At 67.7% G+C, this 16,178-nt stretch carries 16 protein-coding genes; 7 read left to right on the top strand and 9 right to left on the bottom strand.

Annotated elements, in window-relative coordinates; all coding sequences use genetic code 11:
- Positions 1-142 precede the first annotated feature (142 nt).
- Positions 143-1,372 carry an AlbA family DNA-binding domain-containing protein gene (locus IE069_RS00450; RefSeq protein WP_189348140.1) on the bottom strand — a complete coding sequence of 410 codons (1,230 nt, stop codon included), beginning with the start codon at positions 1,370-1,372 and terminating at the stop codon, positions 143-145.
- Between the two features lie 657 nt (positions 1,373-2,029).
- Here IE069_RS00450 and IE069_RS00445 point away from each other — a divergent pair.
- Complete coding sequence (locus IE069_RS00445) at positions 2,030-2,689, top strand: hypothetical protein (protein ID WP_189348139.1); 660 nt, start codon at positions 2,030-2,032, stop codon at positions 2,687-2,689.
- Positions 2,690-2,833: 144 nt separating this feature from the next.
- Here the strand turns inward: IE069_RS00445 and IE069_RS00440 are convergent, their stop codons facing one another.
- A complete protein-coding gene (locus IE069_RS00440) occupies positions 2,834-3,349 on the bottom strand; it encodes a GNAT family N-acetyltransferase (RefSeq protein ID WP_189348138.1) in 516 nt (171 codons plus the stop codon).
- Between the two features lie 4 nt (positions 3,350-3,353).
- A complete protein-coding gene (pyrE, locus tag IE069_RS00435; protein ID WP_189348137.1) occupies positions 3,354-3,914 on the bottom strand; it encodes an orotate phosphoribosyltransferase in 561 nt (186 codons plus the stop codon).
- A gap of 104 nt (positions 3,915-4,018) precedes the next feature.
- Between pyrE and IE069_RS00430 the strand changes: the two genes are divergently transcribed.
- On the top strand, positions 4,019-4,477 hold the full coding sequence (locus tag IE069_RS00430; protein ID WP_189348136.1) for a MarR family winged helix-turn-helix transcriptional regulator: 459 nt from the start codon (positions 4,019-4,021) through the stop codon (positions 4,475-4,477).
- Positions 4,478-6,109, top strand: a complete 1,632-nt coding sequence (locus tag IE069_RS00425; RefSeq protein ID WP_189348135.1) for a stealth family protein — start codon at positions 4,478-4,480, stop codon at positions 6,107-6,109.
- A gap of 149 nt (positions 6,110-6,258) precedes the next feature.
- Here the strand turns inward: IE069_RS00425 and IE069_RS00420 are convergent, their stop codons facing one another.
- A complete protein-coding gene (locus tag IE069_RS00420; protein WP_189348134.1) occupies positions 6,259-7,275 on the bottom strand; it encodes a proline racemase family protein in 1,017 nt (338 codons plus the stop codon).
- 128 nt (positions 7,276-7,403) lie between these two features.
- Positions 7,404-8,375, bottom strand: a complete 972-nt coding sequence (locus tag IE069_RS00415) for a phosphodiesterase (RefSeq protein ID WP_189348133.1) — start codon at positions 8,373-8,375, stop codon at positions 7,404-7,406.
- Positions 8,376-8,531: 156 nt separating this feature from the next.
- Between IE069_RS00415 and nadE the strand changes: the two genes are divergently transcribed.
- Complete coding sequence (nadE, locus tag IE069_RS00410; protein WP_189348132.1) at positions 8,532-9,353, top strand: NAD(+) synthase; 822 nt, start codon at positions 8,532-8,534, stop codon at positions 9,351-9,353.
- Between the two features lie 179 nt (positions 9,354-9,532).
- Here nadE and IE069_RS00405 read toward each other — a convergent pair whose 3' ends face one another.
- Genes IE069_RS00405 through IE069_RS00395 form a run of 3 tightly spaced genes read right to left on the bottom strand, consistent with a single transcriptional unit; the run spans position 9,533 to position 11,648 of the window.
- A complete protein-coding gene (locus IE069_RS00405) occupies positions 9,533-10,297 on the bottom strand; it encodes a hypothetical protein (RefSeq protein ID WP_189348131.1) in 765 nt (254 codons plus the stop codon).
- Positions 10,294-11,238, bottom strand: a complete 945-nt coding sequence (locus IE069_RS00400) for an ATP-binding cassette domain-containing protein (protein WP_189348130.1) — start codon at positions 11,236-11,238, stop codon at positions 10,294-10,296. Before IE069_RS00400 ends, IE069_RS00405 begins: the two co-directional genes overlap by 4 nt.
- A complete protein-coding gene (locus IE069_RS00395; RefSeq protein WP_189348129.1) occupies positions 11,235-11,648 on the bottom strand; it encodes a GntR family transcriptional regulator in 414 nt (137 codons plus the stop codon). The genes IE069_RS00400 and IE069_RS00395 overlap by 4 nt, the downstream gene beginning before the upstream one ends.
- 293 nt (positions 11,649-11,941) lie before the next feature.
- Between IE069_RS00395 and IE069_RS00390 the strand changes: the two genes are divergently transcribed.
- Genes IE069_RS00390 through IE069_RS00380 form a run of 3 tightly spaced genes read left to right on the top strand, consistent with a single transcriptional unit; the run spans position 11,942 to position 15,427 of the window.
- Positions 11,942-12,745: an exodeoxyribonuclease III gene (locus IE069_RS00390; protein ID WP_189348128.1), complete on the top strand. Its 804-nt coding sequence runs from the start codon at positions 11,942-11,944 to the stop codon at positions 12,743-12,745.
- Positions 12,746-12,747: 2 nt separating this feature from the next.
- The gene (locus IE069_RS00385; RefSeq protein ID WP_189348127.1) at positions 12,748-13,614 is read left to right on the top strand and encodes a DUF8083 family protein; all 867 of its coding nucleotides are present in this window, start codon (positions 12,748-12,750) and stop codon (positions 13,612-13,614) included.
- A 58-nt stretch (positions 13,615-13,672) separates the two neighbouring features.
- The gene (locus IE069_RS00380) at positions 13,673-15,427 is read left to right on the top strand and encodes a glycoside hydrolase family 13 protein (protein ID WP_189348126.1); all 1,755 of its coding nucleotides are present in this window, start codon (positions 13,673-13,675) and stop codon (positions 15,425-15,427) included.
- Positions 15,428-15,503: 76 nt separating this feature from the next.
- Here the strand turns inward: IE069_RS00380 and IE069_RS00375 are convergent, their stop codons facing one another.
- Complete coding sequence (locus IE069_RS00375) at positions 15,504-16,169, bottom strand: protein-tyrosine phosphatase family protein (protein ID WP_189348125.1); 666 nt, start codon at positions 16,167-16,169, stop codon at positions 15,504-15,506.
- Positions 16,170-16,178 lie beyond the last annotated feature (9 nt).

Genomic DNA, 16,178 nt, shown 5'->3' with positions numbered 1-16,178 from the left:
TTCTTCGACGGGGTTCAAGCTGACCGAATTGAAGATTGCCCCATGTTCTGTTTGAGCGATGCTGCGGTACAAATGGGTTTTGCCGGAGCATTCTAGGCAGTATCTGGCAACGGGATGTGCCCCTCTTGAAGTCGTTCGGGACTTAGTCATCAGGAGTGGGTTCGATTAGAACTTGGAGCTCGGTGATGCCTCCCTGATTCAGGCAGTCCTCGGTCAATGCGAAGATCTGGCGATGGTACTCGTCCAATGTTGCGCCAGTCGTGAGTGTCGACCGCACTGGGGCGTACCGACGGATGGAGGGGCCATTGTTTGGGCGAGTGTTGCCAAATCCGTCCGCGAGGAGGAAGCACAGTGGCCCTCCTCCCCATTCTATGCCGATGCGAACCCCGTACTCATCATGGCTGAAAGCCTCTTGCAAAGCGCGGAGAAGTCCGCCGAAGTCGGCGAGGGCGTATTCGATCGTATGCCCTTCAACTTGGCCTGGACCATTGCTGTCATCGCGGTTCCGGCGACCGCCAACAGCGACCGCGAGAGTAGCGGACCCGTTGTCGTGGATGGCAATCCAAGCTTCACTATTGGCGCTGACCGTGCCCAGATTGTTTGTGTTCCATCGACGGAGACCACGGCGTGGATTCATACCCAACTCGGTGAAGGGTCGCAGCCCGTCAAGGGTGAAGTGGTTCGTCGCGAGTTTTTCAGCACGTTGACTTATGCTCTGGGCTTTACCGCGAGTCAGGCGGATGGAGTGTCCCGGAAGACGGGGTTGTGCGACGGCGATGAGCCAGGCTCGGCTTTCAATATCGTGACTCAGAGCCTGCTCGGCGTAGAGGTTGTCAAGGTCTTCTGTGGCGTTTCGGCGCTCGTCGAAGCGTGCCCTATACATGGCTTCTAGTTGACGTTCTTTCATCCAGACGGTGTCGGCGTCATTGCGGACGGGAGCCCCGAAGTATTCGCCGCGGTAGATGAGGTGGGGGCCGTCGATGCTGGCTGGCACCTCAAGGACGACGACTTGAGTGGGGGTGCCGAGCCGCTGGATCTTAAGGCCGAAGACGGGCGGAGATATCGCGGTGACGGCGACACTTCGGAGAGCGCGCTCGTGGCCCTCGTCGAGCTCGCCGGTATCTTTTAGGCCCGTGGCGGCCTTCTGCTGCTCCTCTACTCCATAGACGATAATCCCCCCGCCGCTGTTGGCCATCGCTGCGACGTCCTTAGGCACGTCGCTCTGGGCGAGATTCTTTCGATCCGGCAGCTGCGATTTCCAGTCCAAGTCGTCGGACTCTGCCACCCCAGCCTCCATGGCCTGCTGGAGAATCTCGAGCGTGAGCAATTGAGGGGGCAGCCCGAGTGCGCGGTGGAGGGCAGTGAACTTCATGGTGGCAGCATACTGCCAGACGAGGGCTACGTTCGGCTCCTAGTTCAAAGTTCAGCGACAAACGGCAGACCAGCGCATCGGTATGCTCATCATTTCGTCCACCGCATCTACTGATAGGAGGCCTCCTATCTCGATTTAAACAAATACGGCCATATCCTCGCTTTAATCAAGCAAGTCAAATTCTTGGAGGACGTACCGCGGAGCGTCCACGGCTGTCGGAGTCTTGCCGATTTCACTAGTTTGTGGCACTTGCGATCCAGCCAAGAGCGCCATGGTTCCCTAGTCATAAACAAGACAGCCATCGCAGGGCCCTTGACCACAAGAACCCAGCTCGCCCCCGGCAAGGTGCGTCACGCCCGCCCACTGGTTCTCTATCGTCGAGCGCCACAGAGGTAGCCAAACGGCTTCGATAGGAATACAACAGATGCGTAATCACTATATTGGGGAGGAATTATGAAGTACCGGCCTACCTATGTCATCCTGCCGCTTATTTTGGCAACAATTGGGTGCGGTTCTGCTGGGACCGAACCATCGTCCTCGCCTACTCCAGGGCCCTCATCCTCAAACGCGGCACTTTCAACGGAATCTGAGTCGCTATCGAGCAAGGCCACTTGCGACCGCTTGGTCGGGAACGGCGATAATGCGCTCGGACTACGAGTGGCAGACTACACCGTCGAGATTATGAACACCGCGGAGATCGATAACAGCGCCTATCAGGCTGCGAAGGATTTAGCAGAGGAGCTCGATGAACTCGCGGACATCGCAAACCCGCTCTACGTCGACGCAATCAATGACCTTTCGTCCGGACCGCAGACCGTCGTGGATGTTGTTGAGAAGGGGGACGCATCGCTCGACATTCCGGCTCAGGAGATGATGCTAGCCGCCCTTCAGGCCGGAGAGACATGCCTCGCCGGCAGCACTCTGGACGACTATGCGACCGCCCTAGCAACCCGGGTTAAGAAGCTGCCCCCTGAATATGGAGGGCAGGACACGGCGCCATCCGTGTGCGTCGCAGACTCGTCCATTGCACTCGTCGCGTCATCATGGGAGATGGTCATCCTGAGTATCGGTGCTACCGATCACCATGAAACCGTCGAGGTATTTTATGACACAGTTTCCAACTTGTCTGAGAATTCTTCCCCTAGCTGTTTGGGACGAACTGAACTCGCTGACCTGGCATTCGACGCATCTCTTCTTATTATAGGAGTCGACATGTCCGGCAAATCAAACACTGCCAGCTACAACAAGGTCCGCGACGCCTTTGAGGCCTGGCTGGCGGCTATTGACCGGGCGGACGTGGAAGTGGCCACCCCGTAGGTTCAGGCGTTGGCCTGCTCTCCATCAAGACCAACTCGTGTAGATCGGGCGCGTCCGTAGTGCACCAGCCATCAACAGACTGGGCTTACTTCGCACTGGGCCTCCAGAGCTAGGCACCGACGACGGCGAGTAGACCTGAATTCATTAGCGGGAGCGCGTGTAGACGTCGAGCCCCTCGCTCGCGCCCGTGTACTCGAAGCCGAGCCCACGGACCGTCGCCGCGCTGGCGGCGTTGTCCGGCGCGATCCTGGCCACCAGGTGCGGTCCGCCGGGCTCCGCCGCGTTGGCCTCGACCCAGTCGGCGACCGCGGCGACCATGGGCTTGGCCAGGCCGCAGCCCCAGAAGTCCGGGTCCAGCCAGTAGCCGATCTCAGTGCACTCCCCGATATCTCCGCCCAGGTCCTTGAACATGGCCAGCGCGAGCCCGATGCGGTGCTCGCCGGGCTCCTCGCCCGCCTCGTCGCACCAGAGCGTGACCCAGCGCGTGGCCCCGACCTCGCCCCACGCTCCCGGCGTCAGGGCCTGCGCCGTGCGCTCGGCGATGTAGGCATCGGACCAGACGGTCCCGTCGCCGACGAACCGGACCACCCGTGGATCCCGGGCGAGGGCGCCCAGGAACGCGGCGTCGTCTTGGCCGAAATCGCGGACCCGCACCGTCATGGGTCTAGAGGCCCAGCTCGTCGAGTCCGAACGCGAACAGGTAGGGCACCTCGGCCTCGGCCTCGATGCGCTCCTTGGCGCCCGTGTCGCGGTCCACGATCACGGCCACCGCCTTCACGTTTCCGCCCGCCTTGCGCACGCCCTCGACGGCCGTCAGTGCGGACCCTCCAGTAGTGGACGTGTCCTCCAGTACGACGACGTCACGTCCGTCCACGCCGGGCCCCTCGACCTGGCGGCCCATGCCGTAGGACTTCTGGGCCTTGCGGACCACGAACGCGTCGATCGCCCGGTCCTGGTCGCCCGCTGCGTGCATCAGGGCGGTGCCGACCGGGTCGGCGCCCATCGTCAGGCCGCCGGCCGTCTCGAAGTCGATGCCGGCGTCGTCGAGCAGCCCCAGCATGACCTCGCCGACCAGACGGGAGGCCTCATGGTGCAGGGTGATGCGGCGCAGATCGATGTAGTAGTCGGCCTCCTTGCCGGAGGACAGTGTCACCTTGCCGCGCACGACGGCGAGTTCCTTGATGAGTTCGAGCAGGCGGGCGCGGGCGTCAGCGTGGGAAGTCATGTTCACGATTCTAGTGTCTCGCGCGCCGCGACGCCCGCCCAAGACAGAACGGGTTCCAGGGTCTACGCTGGGCCTATCGAGGACCCGCGCAGAAGGAGGTCAAGGTGACCGAGAATCATGATCGCCCGCTCGGCTTCTGGCTGAAGCTCGTGGACTCCCTGATCGCGAAGCAGTTCGCGGTCGTGCTCGAGGAGCACGGAGTCACACGGCTGCAGTGGCAGCTGCTGAACACGCTCGCCAAGAAGCCCGCCACCCACGACGAGCTCACACACGCGCTCGGCCCCTACCTGGCGCCGACGCCCGCCGACGAGCCGGACACGCTCGACGAGCATCTGGCCGAGCTCATCGAGTCCGGGTGGATCGTCAGCGACGGCGGAGTCCTCTCGCTCAGCGGCCAGGGCGGCACGGGCTGGGAGAAGCTCAATGAGGTCGTCACCAACATGCGCGAGGCCTCCAGCGCCGGCATCACAGCCGAGCAGTACGCGACGACCGTGGGCTCCCTGCAGCGCATGGCGGAGAACTTGGGCTGGGACGGTTCCGGCCCGGAAGGAGAGAGTCAGTAGATGACCCCACACGGTCACCCCCAGAACGCGGCATTCCCGTCGGAGATCTACCACGCCGCGCCCGAGCCGGAATCGAGAACCGGCGAGATCACGGAGGTGACCAGCGCCGAGGCGAGCGCGCGCTTCTCCGGACGCGACGACGTCGTACGGCACAAGGGTCGCTACGCCCTCGCCAACCGGACCATCACGCCCAGCGACGCGATGGTGATCGACCTGCTGTTCGTCCGCGACGCCCTGGACGCGGCCGGGATCGAGCACCTGCTCGTCCGCGGCAGCGACGCGCGCCCCGTCGTGGCCGTCGACTGGAAGCAGCGCAAGCGCCTGCGCGCGGCCCTCGTCACGGCCTGTGCGGACGAGCCGTTCTACTCGCTGAGCGTCGACACCCGCCGGGACAAGGCGCTGCTGGTCGCCGACGGGAAGCTGAGCCTGAGCTCCAAGGCCCGCATGTTCCGGCTCTACCGCCCGCGCGTCGAGCCGATCGGCGGCCTCGGCTACGGCCAGGGCACGGGTGTGCAGGTGGAGTTGTGGAAGTTCGACGACGACGGCACCGTCAAGCTGCCCATCGAGAACTCCCTGACCCGCCGCACGATCCCCGCCGACGAGGCCGTGCGCGGGACCGTCCAGCGGTACGGGCGCGTCTGGTCCACGATCGAGAACATGTTCTCCGACCACGCGACGGACATCGACTTCCCCATCGACATCGTCTTCTCCTGGGTTGACGGGAACAACCTGGACTTCCAGCGCTACCGGGCCTCCTTCATGGAGAACGTCGTGGTCGGCGAAGGGGACGACGACGAGGCGCGCTACCGGCAGATCGACGAGCTGAAGTACGCGCTGCGCTCCATCCACATGTTCGCCCCGTGGGTCCGCCACGTCTACATCTGCACGGACTCGCCGATCCCGGCGTGGCTGGACGCGGAGCACCCGGACGTCACGATCGTTCGGGCCGAGGACCACTTCCGCGACGCGGACGTGCTGCCCGTGTTCAACTCGCAGGCCATCGAGGCGCAGCTGCAGCACATCGAGGGCCTCTCCGAGCACTTCCTGTACTCGAACGACGACATGTTCTTCGGGCGCCCGCTCGGACCGGACATGTTCTTCTCCCCGGGCGGCATCACCAAGTTCATCGAGGCGGAGACCCGGATCGGGCTCGGCGACAACCACCTGGACCGCTCGGGATTCGAGAACGCGGCCCGCGTGAACCGCCGCCTGCTGCACGACCGGTTCGGCCGCATCACGACGCGCCATCTGGAGCACACGGCGGCCCCGCTGCGCCGCAGCGTCCTGCACGAGATGGAGGAGACGTTCTCCGAGGAGTTCGCGTCCACGGCCGCGAGCCGGTTCCGCGCGAAGGACAACATCTCCGTGACGAACTCGCTCTACCACTACTACGCGCTGCTCACCGGGCGCGCCGTGACCAAGGTGGGGGCGAAGGTGAAGTACGTCGACACCACGATGTTCTCCGGATTGGACAGCCTGTCGAAGCTGGTGCGCAAGCGCAACCAGGACTTCTTCTGCCTCAACGACGGTTCGTTCCCCGAGGTCTCCGCCAAGGAGCGGCAGGAGGTCGTGACCGACTTCCTCGAGAAGTACTTCCCGATCGTGGCACCGTGGGAGCGCGAGACGCCGTAGTCCTGCAGCCCCGGGTCGAGTCGTCACTGACTGCGATCCGGCACCAGCCAGTCGTCGCTGAGAGCTGTGATCCGTGGAAATCTCAGCATTTCGTGACTACTCGGCGCGGGGCGGCAGGTTCTTTGCGGCGCAGGAGCCGCATCACCCGGTCAGCGGAGCACGAACCCGGGGACCAGCGGGTCGTGCGGATCCACCTCGAAGCGGTGCTCGCCCGTCTTGTAGGCCGTGCCCCGCACCTCGGCAACGACGGCGGCGCGACCCTCAACCTCAAGTCGTTCCGCAATGCGCGCCGTGAACGCCGAGCCGACGACGGACTCGTTGACGAACGTACCGCCGTCGCCCAGCTCACCGCTGGCGACGAGCGTGGCGACGCGGGCGGCCGTCCCCGAACCGGTCGGCGAGCGGTCCACCTGGCCGTCCGCGAACACGGTGATGTTGCGGTAACGGACTTCGCCGTCGGCCCCGGGCGGGAGCCGCTCGTGGATGATGGTCCCGTAGATGCCGCTCAGACGGTCGTCCGAGGGGTGGCGGGCGTGCTCGGAATCGTTCAGCGCCCACTTGATCTCGCGGCCGATCGCGATCAGCTCGGTGACGTTCTCCGGAGCCACCTCCAGTCCGAGCGTCGCGGCGTCGACCTGGGCGTAGGCGGCTCCGCCGAAGCTGACATCCACGGAGACCTCACCGCGGGACGTCGCGAGTGGAACGTCCGTGGCCAGAACGTAGCTCGGTACGTTGATGAAGTCGACGGCGGTCACCCGCTCGCCCTCGGTGTGCACGCGGGCCGTGACGCGGCCGGAGGGGACGTCGACCGTCACGTCGGTGGAGCCTGACGGATCCGGGGCCACGAGGCCGCGCTGCAGGGCCCAGACGCCGAGCGCGATCGTCCCGTGCCCGCATGCCGTCGAGAAGCCGTCCTTGTGCCAGAACAGCACACCGAAGTCCGCGCCATCGTCGTCGGGCGGGGTGATGAACCCTCCGTACATGTCGGCGTGGCCGCGCGGCTCGAGGCACAGCACCTGGCGCAGCCAATCGATGTCGCCGCCGCGCATGGCGTTCGCACGGCGCTCGGCCACGGTGTCGCCCTCGAATTCGAAGGGGATCGACTCGACGATCCGGAACGGCTCGCCGGCGGTGTGGTAGTCGGAACTTGCGATCGGGGTTTTCATCTCGGCCCTTCTCCGGAGGTGGGAACCACCCTATTCAACCAACTGAGGTATCACACCTCCATTCGGCGGCCGGGGGCCGGGAGCCGGGCTCCGAAACGCGCAATCAGCGACCGTCGGCGGCCCAGTTCCTAGCCCCGCGCGCCCTGGCGCACGGCGCCCCGGTGCCAGGCCGACGCGGACTCCGCCCCGCCGTCGTACCGGATGCCGTGCTCCTCCAGGACCCGCTGGACCTGGAGCGGGGTCATGATCTCGCCGAAATCCTCTCCCCCGGCGGCCGGGACCACGGAGTGCACCACCGTGTCCGGGAAGACGTGGACCAGGTTGTAGGACTGGGCGGAGTCGCGGCCGCGGGTGCCGCGGATGCCGGTCTCGGCGTCCACGGTGGCGGCGAGGTCCTGCGTGTAGCAGGTGGCCGAGGCGACGGAGACGGGGATGCCGTCGAAAGTCGCCGCCGTCGAGTAGTGCAGGTGCCCGCCGAGGATCGCGCGCACGTCCGTGCCGTGGAGCACCTCGGCCAGCTCCGCCTGCCCGCGGAGCTCCACGAGGACCGCGAGCGGCTGGACGCTCGGGACCGGCGGGTGGTGCAGCGCCAGGAGGGTGCCTTCCGGGGCGTCGGTCGCGAGCTCGGCCGCGAGCCAGTCCAGCTGCCCGCCGGTCAGCTCCCCGTGGTGGGCCCCGGGGACCGACGTGTCGAGGACGACGATGCGCAGCCCGCCCAGCCAGTGCACCGTATCCAGCGGGTCGGCGCTGGGCGCCTCGTCCAGGAGGCCGGCGCGCAGGGCGCCGCGGTCGTCGTGGTTGCCCATCGCCCAGACGACGTCGGCTCCCATCCGCCGGGCGGCGGGCTCGACGATCGCCCGGAGCTTCGCGTAGGCGTCGGGTTCGCCCTTGTCGGCGAGGTCCCCGGTGAACAGGAGGGCCTCCGGGCGGCATCCCGCGGCCTCGAGGTCCGCGAAGATCATCTGCAGGCGGGCCTCGGCGTCGATCGTGCCGCCGAGCGCGGCGTCGCCGCCCCGCAGGTGGGTGTCGCTGAGGTGGAGGAGGAAGTGCTCCGGGGCAGGGTGTTCGGGGGTGCGCGGGGTGGACCGTGAAGTGGTCATGGCGGCCTGTCCTTACAACGTGCCCTGCTGCCGAGGGCCGGGTCTTGATTCAATCCAAGCAGTTCATTGAGAACGTGCCAAGGACTGCGCGTGAATTTCTTGTTTCGCACCCCTCCGCCTCAGCTCGGTTCGGCACCGCGCCGGTATGCTGGCTGCATGCGCGAACTGCAGGCGAGAATCGTTGAAGAAATGGGCGTTTCGCCCGAGATCGATCCTGCCGAGGAGGTGGCGAGGCGCGTCCAGTTCCTCAGGGAGTACGCGCTCGCGACCGGCACCGCCGGGTTCGTGCTCGGCATCTCCGGCGGCGTGGACTCCTCGCTGGCCGGCCGGCTCGCCCAGCTGGCGGCCGAGGACCTGCAGTCCGACGGGCACGAGGCGGACTTCGTGGCGGTCCGCCTGCCGTACGGCGTGCAGGCCGACGAGGACGACGCCCAGCGGGCCCTCGAATTCATCCGGCCGTCCACCACTTGGACGTTCAACGTGAAACTCGCCGTCGACGGGCTCGAGGCCGAGTTCGCACAGACCACGGACCGCGAGATCTCCGACTTCAACAAGGGCAACTCCAAGGCCCGCATGCGCATGGCGGCACAGTACGCACTGGCCGGCGAGCGCAACCTGCTGGTCGTCGGCACCGACCACGGCGCCGAATCCGTGACGGGCTTCTTCACCAAGTTCGGCGACGGCGGCGCGGACATCCTGCCGCTCTTCGGCCTGAACAAGCGCCAGATCCGCCAGCTCACCGAGCACCTCGGCGCCCCGGAGCAGGTGTGGTCGAAGGTGCCGACCGCCGACCTGCTGGACGACCAGCCGGGCCGCTCAGACGAGGACGAGCTCGGCATGACCTACGACGCCATCGACGACTTCCTCGAGGGCCGCGAGATCGACGAGGCCACGGCCGAGAAGCTGGAGCGGCGCTACCTGATCACCCGCCACAAACGCACGGTCCCGGTCACGATCCTCGATTCCTGGTGGCGCTGACGAGCACTCCGGCATAGCAGAGGACGACCGCTCCAACGCGGAGCCGAAAAGCCGTGGTACCGAGCGTTTCGAGTGTGTCGGATCGGCTCCGCGTTCGGCGCGGCAGGGTGTCCCCGCACGCAGTGGTACGACGACGGCGCTCGGCGGGCTCCGTCGTCGTACCTCTTCACTGTGCCGGCTCAGCGACCGACCGGGACCCGGCGCATCACGCCCCAGGAGCCGAGCGCGGCGAGCGCGGAGACCAGCACGAGCACGCCGGCGACCTTCCAGAATGCGAACGGCGTGAACCAGGCGATGACGTCGAGGTCGAAGCCGAGCACCATCGAGACCACGCCGAGGACCGCCAGGACGATCACCGCGATCGAGGCGATCACGCCGGGCGGACCCCAGCGCATGTAGACGGCTGCGAAGAGGCTGCCCAGGAACAGCATCGCGAGCGCGATCCCGAAGCCCAGGACGAACAAGCTCGAGTAGTCGCCGTCGCCGATCAGGTAGGTGTCGAACATGCGCGCGCCCGTGAACCAGTGGCCCGTGACCTTCTCGAGGAAGAGGAACACGGTCATCATGGCGGCGATGATCAGCGCCTCCAGCGCCAGGGCCGCCGTGGTGCCCCAGAAGTATTGGCGGCGGGTGGCACCCAGGCCCATCGCGTACGGCATGGTGCGCGCGTAGGCCATGACGCCGACGTTCATGATGTAGCCGCTCAGGCACCAGATCGCGGCCTGGTTGTAGCGGAAGCCCTCCGAGAGATCCGCGCGGGAGACGTCGGTGAAGGACTGCAGGACCAGCATGACCGCGATGATCAGAACGGCGACGCCGGCCATGATGAGCAGGGGCGCGTCGATCATGCGGGAGCGGTCGACGAAGTGCAGGCGGACGATCTTGGACAGCGAGCCCGGACGGTGGCGTGCGGGCAGTTCGGCGTGCGTGGTGGCGGTGCTCATCGCGTGACCTCCTCGGTGGCGTTCTGGCGGGTTCGGGGTTCACCCGTGATGGCTGCGGCGGCCGGGTCGTCGATCAGGCCGTACGCGGAGACGAGGTCCTGCAGGCCGACGGCCCCGATCTCCGCGCCGTGTTGGGCGGCGCGGGCGCGGATCGCCTCGTCGGCAAACCCGTCGACCGTGACCGAAGCGAGCCCGCCGAGGCTCTGCCGGCGGAGCACCTTGCGGTCCTGCACGACGGCGTCGATCGCCTGGGCGCCCCCGGCCACGGTGAACGCTGCGTCGCGGGCCTCGTCGACCCCGGTGTCGAGCACCTTGCGGCCGCGGTCGATCACGACGACCTTCTCGAGGAGGTTGGAGACCTCGTCGATGAGGTGGGTGGACATGAGGATGGTGCGCGGGTGCTCCATGAAGTCGCGCAGCAGGTAGTCGTAGAACAGCCCGCGCGCCGTCGCGTCGAGGCCCAGGTAGGGCTCGTCGAAGATCGTCAGCGGCGCGCGCGAGGCCATGCCGACGATGATGGCGACCGCCGAGAGCTGCCCGCGCGAGAGCTTCTTGATGCGCGTGTTCACGGGCAGGCGGAAGACGTCGACGAGCTCGTCCGCCAGGGCGGCGTCCCAGTTCTCGAAGAACCAGGGGCCGGTCTTGAGCACGTGCGAGGTCTTGAAATCCTCCGGGTACTTCTGGGATTCGCGGACGAAGCACATGTTGGCCAGGACGTCGGCGTTCTCGAAGGGCTCGGCCCCGAAGACGCTCACGCGTCCGCCTGACTTCGGCTCCTGGCCGGCGAGGATCGACATGATCGTGGTCTTGCCGGCGCCGTTGCGGCCGAGCAGACCGGTGATCGTGTTCTCCTCGATGCTGAAGTCGAGGTCCGTCAGGACCCGGGTCTTCCCGTAGCTCTTGTTCAGGCCCGAGACCTGAACGACGTGTGAAGTGCTCATCGCGGTTCCCCCAGGGGTTCGTGTGTGGCTTCTCTGATCATGCCGACCAGCTCGTCGGAGTCGAGGTCGAGGTGCGCGGCTGCCTGCAGCAGAGGGTGGATGTACTGTTCGGCGAAGCTCTCTCGCCGCGCTGCGAGAAGCTGTGCGCGTGCGCCGCTCGTGACGAACATGCCGATGCCCCGTTTCTTGTAGAGGACGCCCGACTCGACCAGCCGGGTGATGCCCTTTCCGGCGGTCGCCGGGTTGATCCGCATGAACGCGGCGAATTCGTTGGTCGACGGGACCTGCTCCTCTTCGGCGTAGGTCCCGTCCAGCACACCGGCCTCGATGCGCTCGGCAACCTGCAGGAAGATCGGCTTGGAGTCATCCACGCGTACCAGCCCCTTTCCCGTCGCGGTTGCTAGGTTCATTACTCATGTAATTAACCAAAGCACCAACCAACCGATCCGTCAAGCGTGAGCCGCGGCCGCTCCAACGGCCTCCGCGACTCGATACCGCAGCACTTCCGCACCAGCAACCCGGTTCCACGCGCTCTACCTGTGGCGAACCTCCGGTTTCCGGGCCGATCAATCCCGGTCAACGGGTCGCCGGTGCCTACATCCGCCGTCCGGAACCCACCCCGACCGTCGGCGTGCTGGTCAGGGGCAGGGCCCACTCATCGCGGCCGGCTTCCACTCGCGCCCGCAATTGATAGGTTGGTGCCGTGCTGATTGCTACCTGGAATGTGAACTCGCTGCGCGCCCGTGCCGACCGTGTCGAAGACTGGCTGCGCCGCACCGATGCCGACGTCCTGGCCATCCAGGAGACCAAGTGCAAGGACGACAACTTCCCCTGGGAGCTGTTCGAGATGAACGGCTACGAGGTCGCGCACTTCGGCGTGAACCAGTGGAACGGCGTCGCGATCGCCTCGCGCGTCGGCCTCGACGACGTCGAACGCACCTTCGCCGACCAGCCCGCCTTCGGCAAGGGCGGCAAGGACCCGATCCAGGAGCCGCGCGCCATCGCCGCGACCTGCGGCGGCGTCCGCGTCTGGAGCCTCTACGTCCCCAACGGCCGCGCCCGCGAGGACGAGCACATGCCCTACAAGCTCTCCTGGCTCGACACCCTGAACCGGCAGGCCGCCGGCTGGCTGGCCGAGAACCCGGACGCGCAGATCGCGCTGATGGGCGACTGGAACATCGCTCCGCAGGACGACGACGTCTGGGACATCGACTACTTCGTCGAGAACGAGCTCACCCACGTCTCCGAGCCCGAGCGCGCGGCCTTCGACGCGTTCCTCGACACCGGCTTCGTCGACGTCGTCCGCCCGCACACCCCCGGTCCGGGCGTCTACACGTACTGGGACTACACCAAGCTGCGCTTCCCGAAGCGCGAGGGCATGCGCATCGACTTCGTCCTGGCCTCCCCCGCCCTCGCCGAGCGCGTCACGGGCGCCTCGATCGACCGCGAGGAGCGCAAGGGCAAGGGCGCCTCGGACCACGCCCCCGTGCTGGTGGAGCTGGGCTGAGCATGGCGACCGGGGGCCAGGAGCACGAGGGGGCGTCCGCGCGGCGCCGGCTGCCGCCGTCGGCCCACCTGCGCGTCTTCGAACCGCTGCGCGCGTACGACGACGAATCGCAGCTCGTCATCGCCCAGCAGCGGGATACGCCGCGCGCCGAGCTCGAGGAGCGCCTGGCCGCCGAGTCGCTGCGACGCATCCTGCGCGAGATCTCGGACCCCTTCCCCGGCCCCGACGTGGAGCAGTACCGGGTGCTGCACTACCCCGGGGCCGACGGCGTGACCGCGCCGTTCTTCTGCCCGGACCAGGTGCAGACGCGCGCGACCATCGCCGCAGAGCAGCTCGACCACCTGATGCGCCCGCAGGTGCTGGCACTGGTGATGCCCGAGGCCTCCCGGGCCGCCAACGCCGAGCGCACCGACCCGGACCGGTTCGCGGACGAGGTCGCCCACCTGCACACCCGCACCTCGGTGTGGGGCGTCCCGCTGGCCTGGTTCGTCGCGCTGCGCGAGGACGACCACGTGGAGATCGACGAGGACGAGCAATCGCTGCTCGGCGTCCGGCTGGCGGCGCCCGCGGTCCAGGTCCTCGAGCGGACCCGGGTGGCGGCGGCCTCGCTGGCCATCAACGCCCCCGAGCTCGACATCCTCGACGAGCTGACGTCCCTGGGCGACTGGCTGAAGAGCTTCCACGAGGACTCGATCGTGGAGCTCGACTACGGCCTCCTGGCGGACTACGTCTGGCCGGACGACTCCCCGCAGGACCTGCGCCTCGGGATCGATTCGCTCGGCGACGGCGACATGGTGGGCGCCGCGGCATCCTACCGCCGGCTGACCAACCGCTGGGTCCGGGTGCGCCAGAACGCCCGCTCCAACTAGACTGGCCGCAGCCGCAGCATGTTGCGCCGACCACATACTTGACGCGAGGGGAAACACCATGAATTCCGTGCCCGCATCCACCCCAGCCGAAGCCGACAACGCCGACTCCCCCTGGTGGGCCGATGCGGTCATCTACCAGGTGTACCCCCGCTCCTTCGCCGACGGGAACGGCGACGGCATGGGCGACCTGGTCGGCGTCACCGAGCGCCTCAACTACCTGGCCGACCTCGGCGTGAACGCCGTCTGGCTCTCCCCCTTCTACACGTCCCCGCAGGCCGACGCCGGCTACGACGTCGCCGACTACCGGAACGTCGACCCGCTCTTCGGCTCGCTCGCCGACTTCGACGAGATGCTCAACGAGGCCCACGAGCTGGGCCTGAAGATCATCGTCGACCTCGTCCCCAACCACACCTCCGACGAGCACGAGTGGTTCAAGGCGGCGCTCGTGGCCGCCCCGGGCTCGTCCGAGCGCGACCGCTACATCTTCCGGGACGGCAAGGGCGAGAACGGCGAGGAGCCGCCGAACAACTGGCAGTCGCTGTTCGGCGGGCCGGCCTGGACCCGCGTTCCGAACACCGACGGCGCCCTGGGCCAGTGGTACCTCCACCTCTTCGACACCAAGCAGCCGGACCTGAACTGGGAGAACGCGGAAGTCCGCGCCGAGATGGAGGACGTGCTGCGCTTCTGGCTCGACCGCGGCGTCGACGGCTTCCGCGTGGACGTCGCCCACGGCATGGTCAAGGCCGAGGGCCTGCCGGACTGGTCGGCGAAGGTCGCGATGGTCGCCGGCAACGAATCCGTCGAGATCGACGGCGAAGCGGCCGAGGGCAATATGGCCCCGTCCGGCGACAACGCTCCCCCGTATTTCGACCAGGAGGGCGTGCACGACATCTACCGGGCCTGGCACAAGGTCCTGAAGGGCTACGACGGCGACCGAATGCTGGTCGCGGAGGCCTGGGTCGAGCCGATGAGCCGCATCTTCCGCTACGTGCGCGACGACGAGATGCAGCAGGCGTTCAACTTCGGCTTCCTGCTGGCCGGCTGGGACGCGGCCCGAATCCACGGGAACGTCGTCGAGACCCTGCACGAGGCCTCGGCCGTGAACGCCCCGGCCACGTGGGTCCTCTCGAATCACGACACCGTCCGCCACAGCTCCCGCTACGGGCTCGCCGATCCGACGTCGTTCCCGAAGGGCATCTCCGCGGACGACGAGCAGCCGGACGAGGAGCTCGGGCTGGCCCGCGGCCGCGCGGCGTCGCTCATCATGTTCGGGCTGCCGGGTTCGGCGTACGTCTACCAGGGCGACGAGCTGGGCCTGCCGGAGCACACCACGCTGCCGAACGAGGTCCGCCAGGACCCGAGCTTCTTCCGCACCGAGGGCGCCGAGCGCGGTCGCGACGGCTGCCGGGTCCCGATCCCGTGGGAGGCGGACGCGCCGGCCTACGGCTTCTCGGGTGACAACCCGGACGGCGAACCGTGGCTGCCGCAGCCGGAGAGCTTCGCCCGCTACGCCGCCGACGAGCAGGTGGACGTCGAGGGCTCGACCTTCGAGCTCTACCGCCAGGCCATCTCGCTGCGGTCCCAGCTCGGTCTGGGCTCCGGATCGATCGAGTGGACGGAGGCGAACGACCCCGCCCGCGGCATCCTGGCCTACCGCAACGGCAAGGTCCAGGTCCTCGCCAACCTGTCGGGTGAGCCGTTCGAGCTCCCCGACGGCGCGGGCGTCCTCGTCGTCAGCGAGGAGCAGGCCCTCTCCAACAGGGGCGGCGCGGAGACCCTGGCGCCCAACGCGGCGGTCTGGCTCACGGCCTGACCCCGACGCGCAGGAGGCCGCCCACCGGTTCCGGTGGGCGGCCTCCTGCGTTTCCGGCCGGCAGCCGCCACGCGCGTCAGCGCACGCGTTCGGCCCGCGACATGCGCGTGCGCGCGCCGGAGGCCAGGTGGATCACGACCGGCCCCTGCTGGCCGAGGGCGCGGTCCATCTGCCGCACGGACTCGGCGATGTCCTCGGCGATGCGCCGCGGGCCCGCCCCGAGCCGCGGCTGGACCTTGATCTGCAGGCCGGCGCCGTCGCCGCGCCACGCCGCGTCGTCGTCCCGCCCGAACGCGACCGGCTCCCACGTCGACACCGAGACCGACACCAGGTCGCTGCGGCCGGCCAGCGCGGCCCTCATCACCTGCTCGGGCACGGCGGCGCTGAGGGAGACCGCGCCGGGCGTGCTGACGCCGTCGTACCGGGCGGCGGGGTCCTCGCCGCGGGCGAAGACGCCGGTGCGCCCCCGCCCCTGCACGGAGATCCAGCCGGCCAGGAGCAGGACCACGGCGATCAGGACGAGGGCGACGACGATCCACAGCCACGAGTCCCGCTGGCCGGGCAGCGTGGTGGCGGCCAGCACGGACTCGACGCCGGCCGTGACGTCGAGTGCGACCTCGTGCCACCCGCCGGCGTACGCGGGCAGCGCGACGAGGAGGAGGCCGTGCAGTCCCGTGAGCGCGAACAGCACGCCGATCAGGATCAGCAGGGTCCGGTTCAGTCCGCGGGGTGTCTGGTTCATGCGGCGCTC

Origin of the sequence: Zhihengliuella salsuginis, from assembly GCF_014651715.1 — a bacterium.
GTDB lineage: Bacteria > Actinomycetota > Actinomycetes > Actinomycetales > Micrococcaceae > Zhihengliuella > Zhihengliuella salsuginis.
Note: the sequence above shows the minus strand (reverse complement) of the source record. Positions and strands in the feature narration are given on the sequence as shown.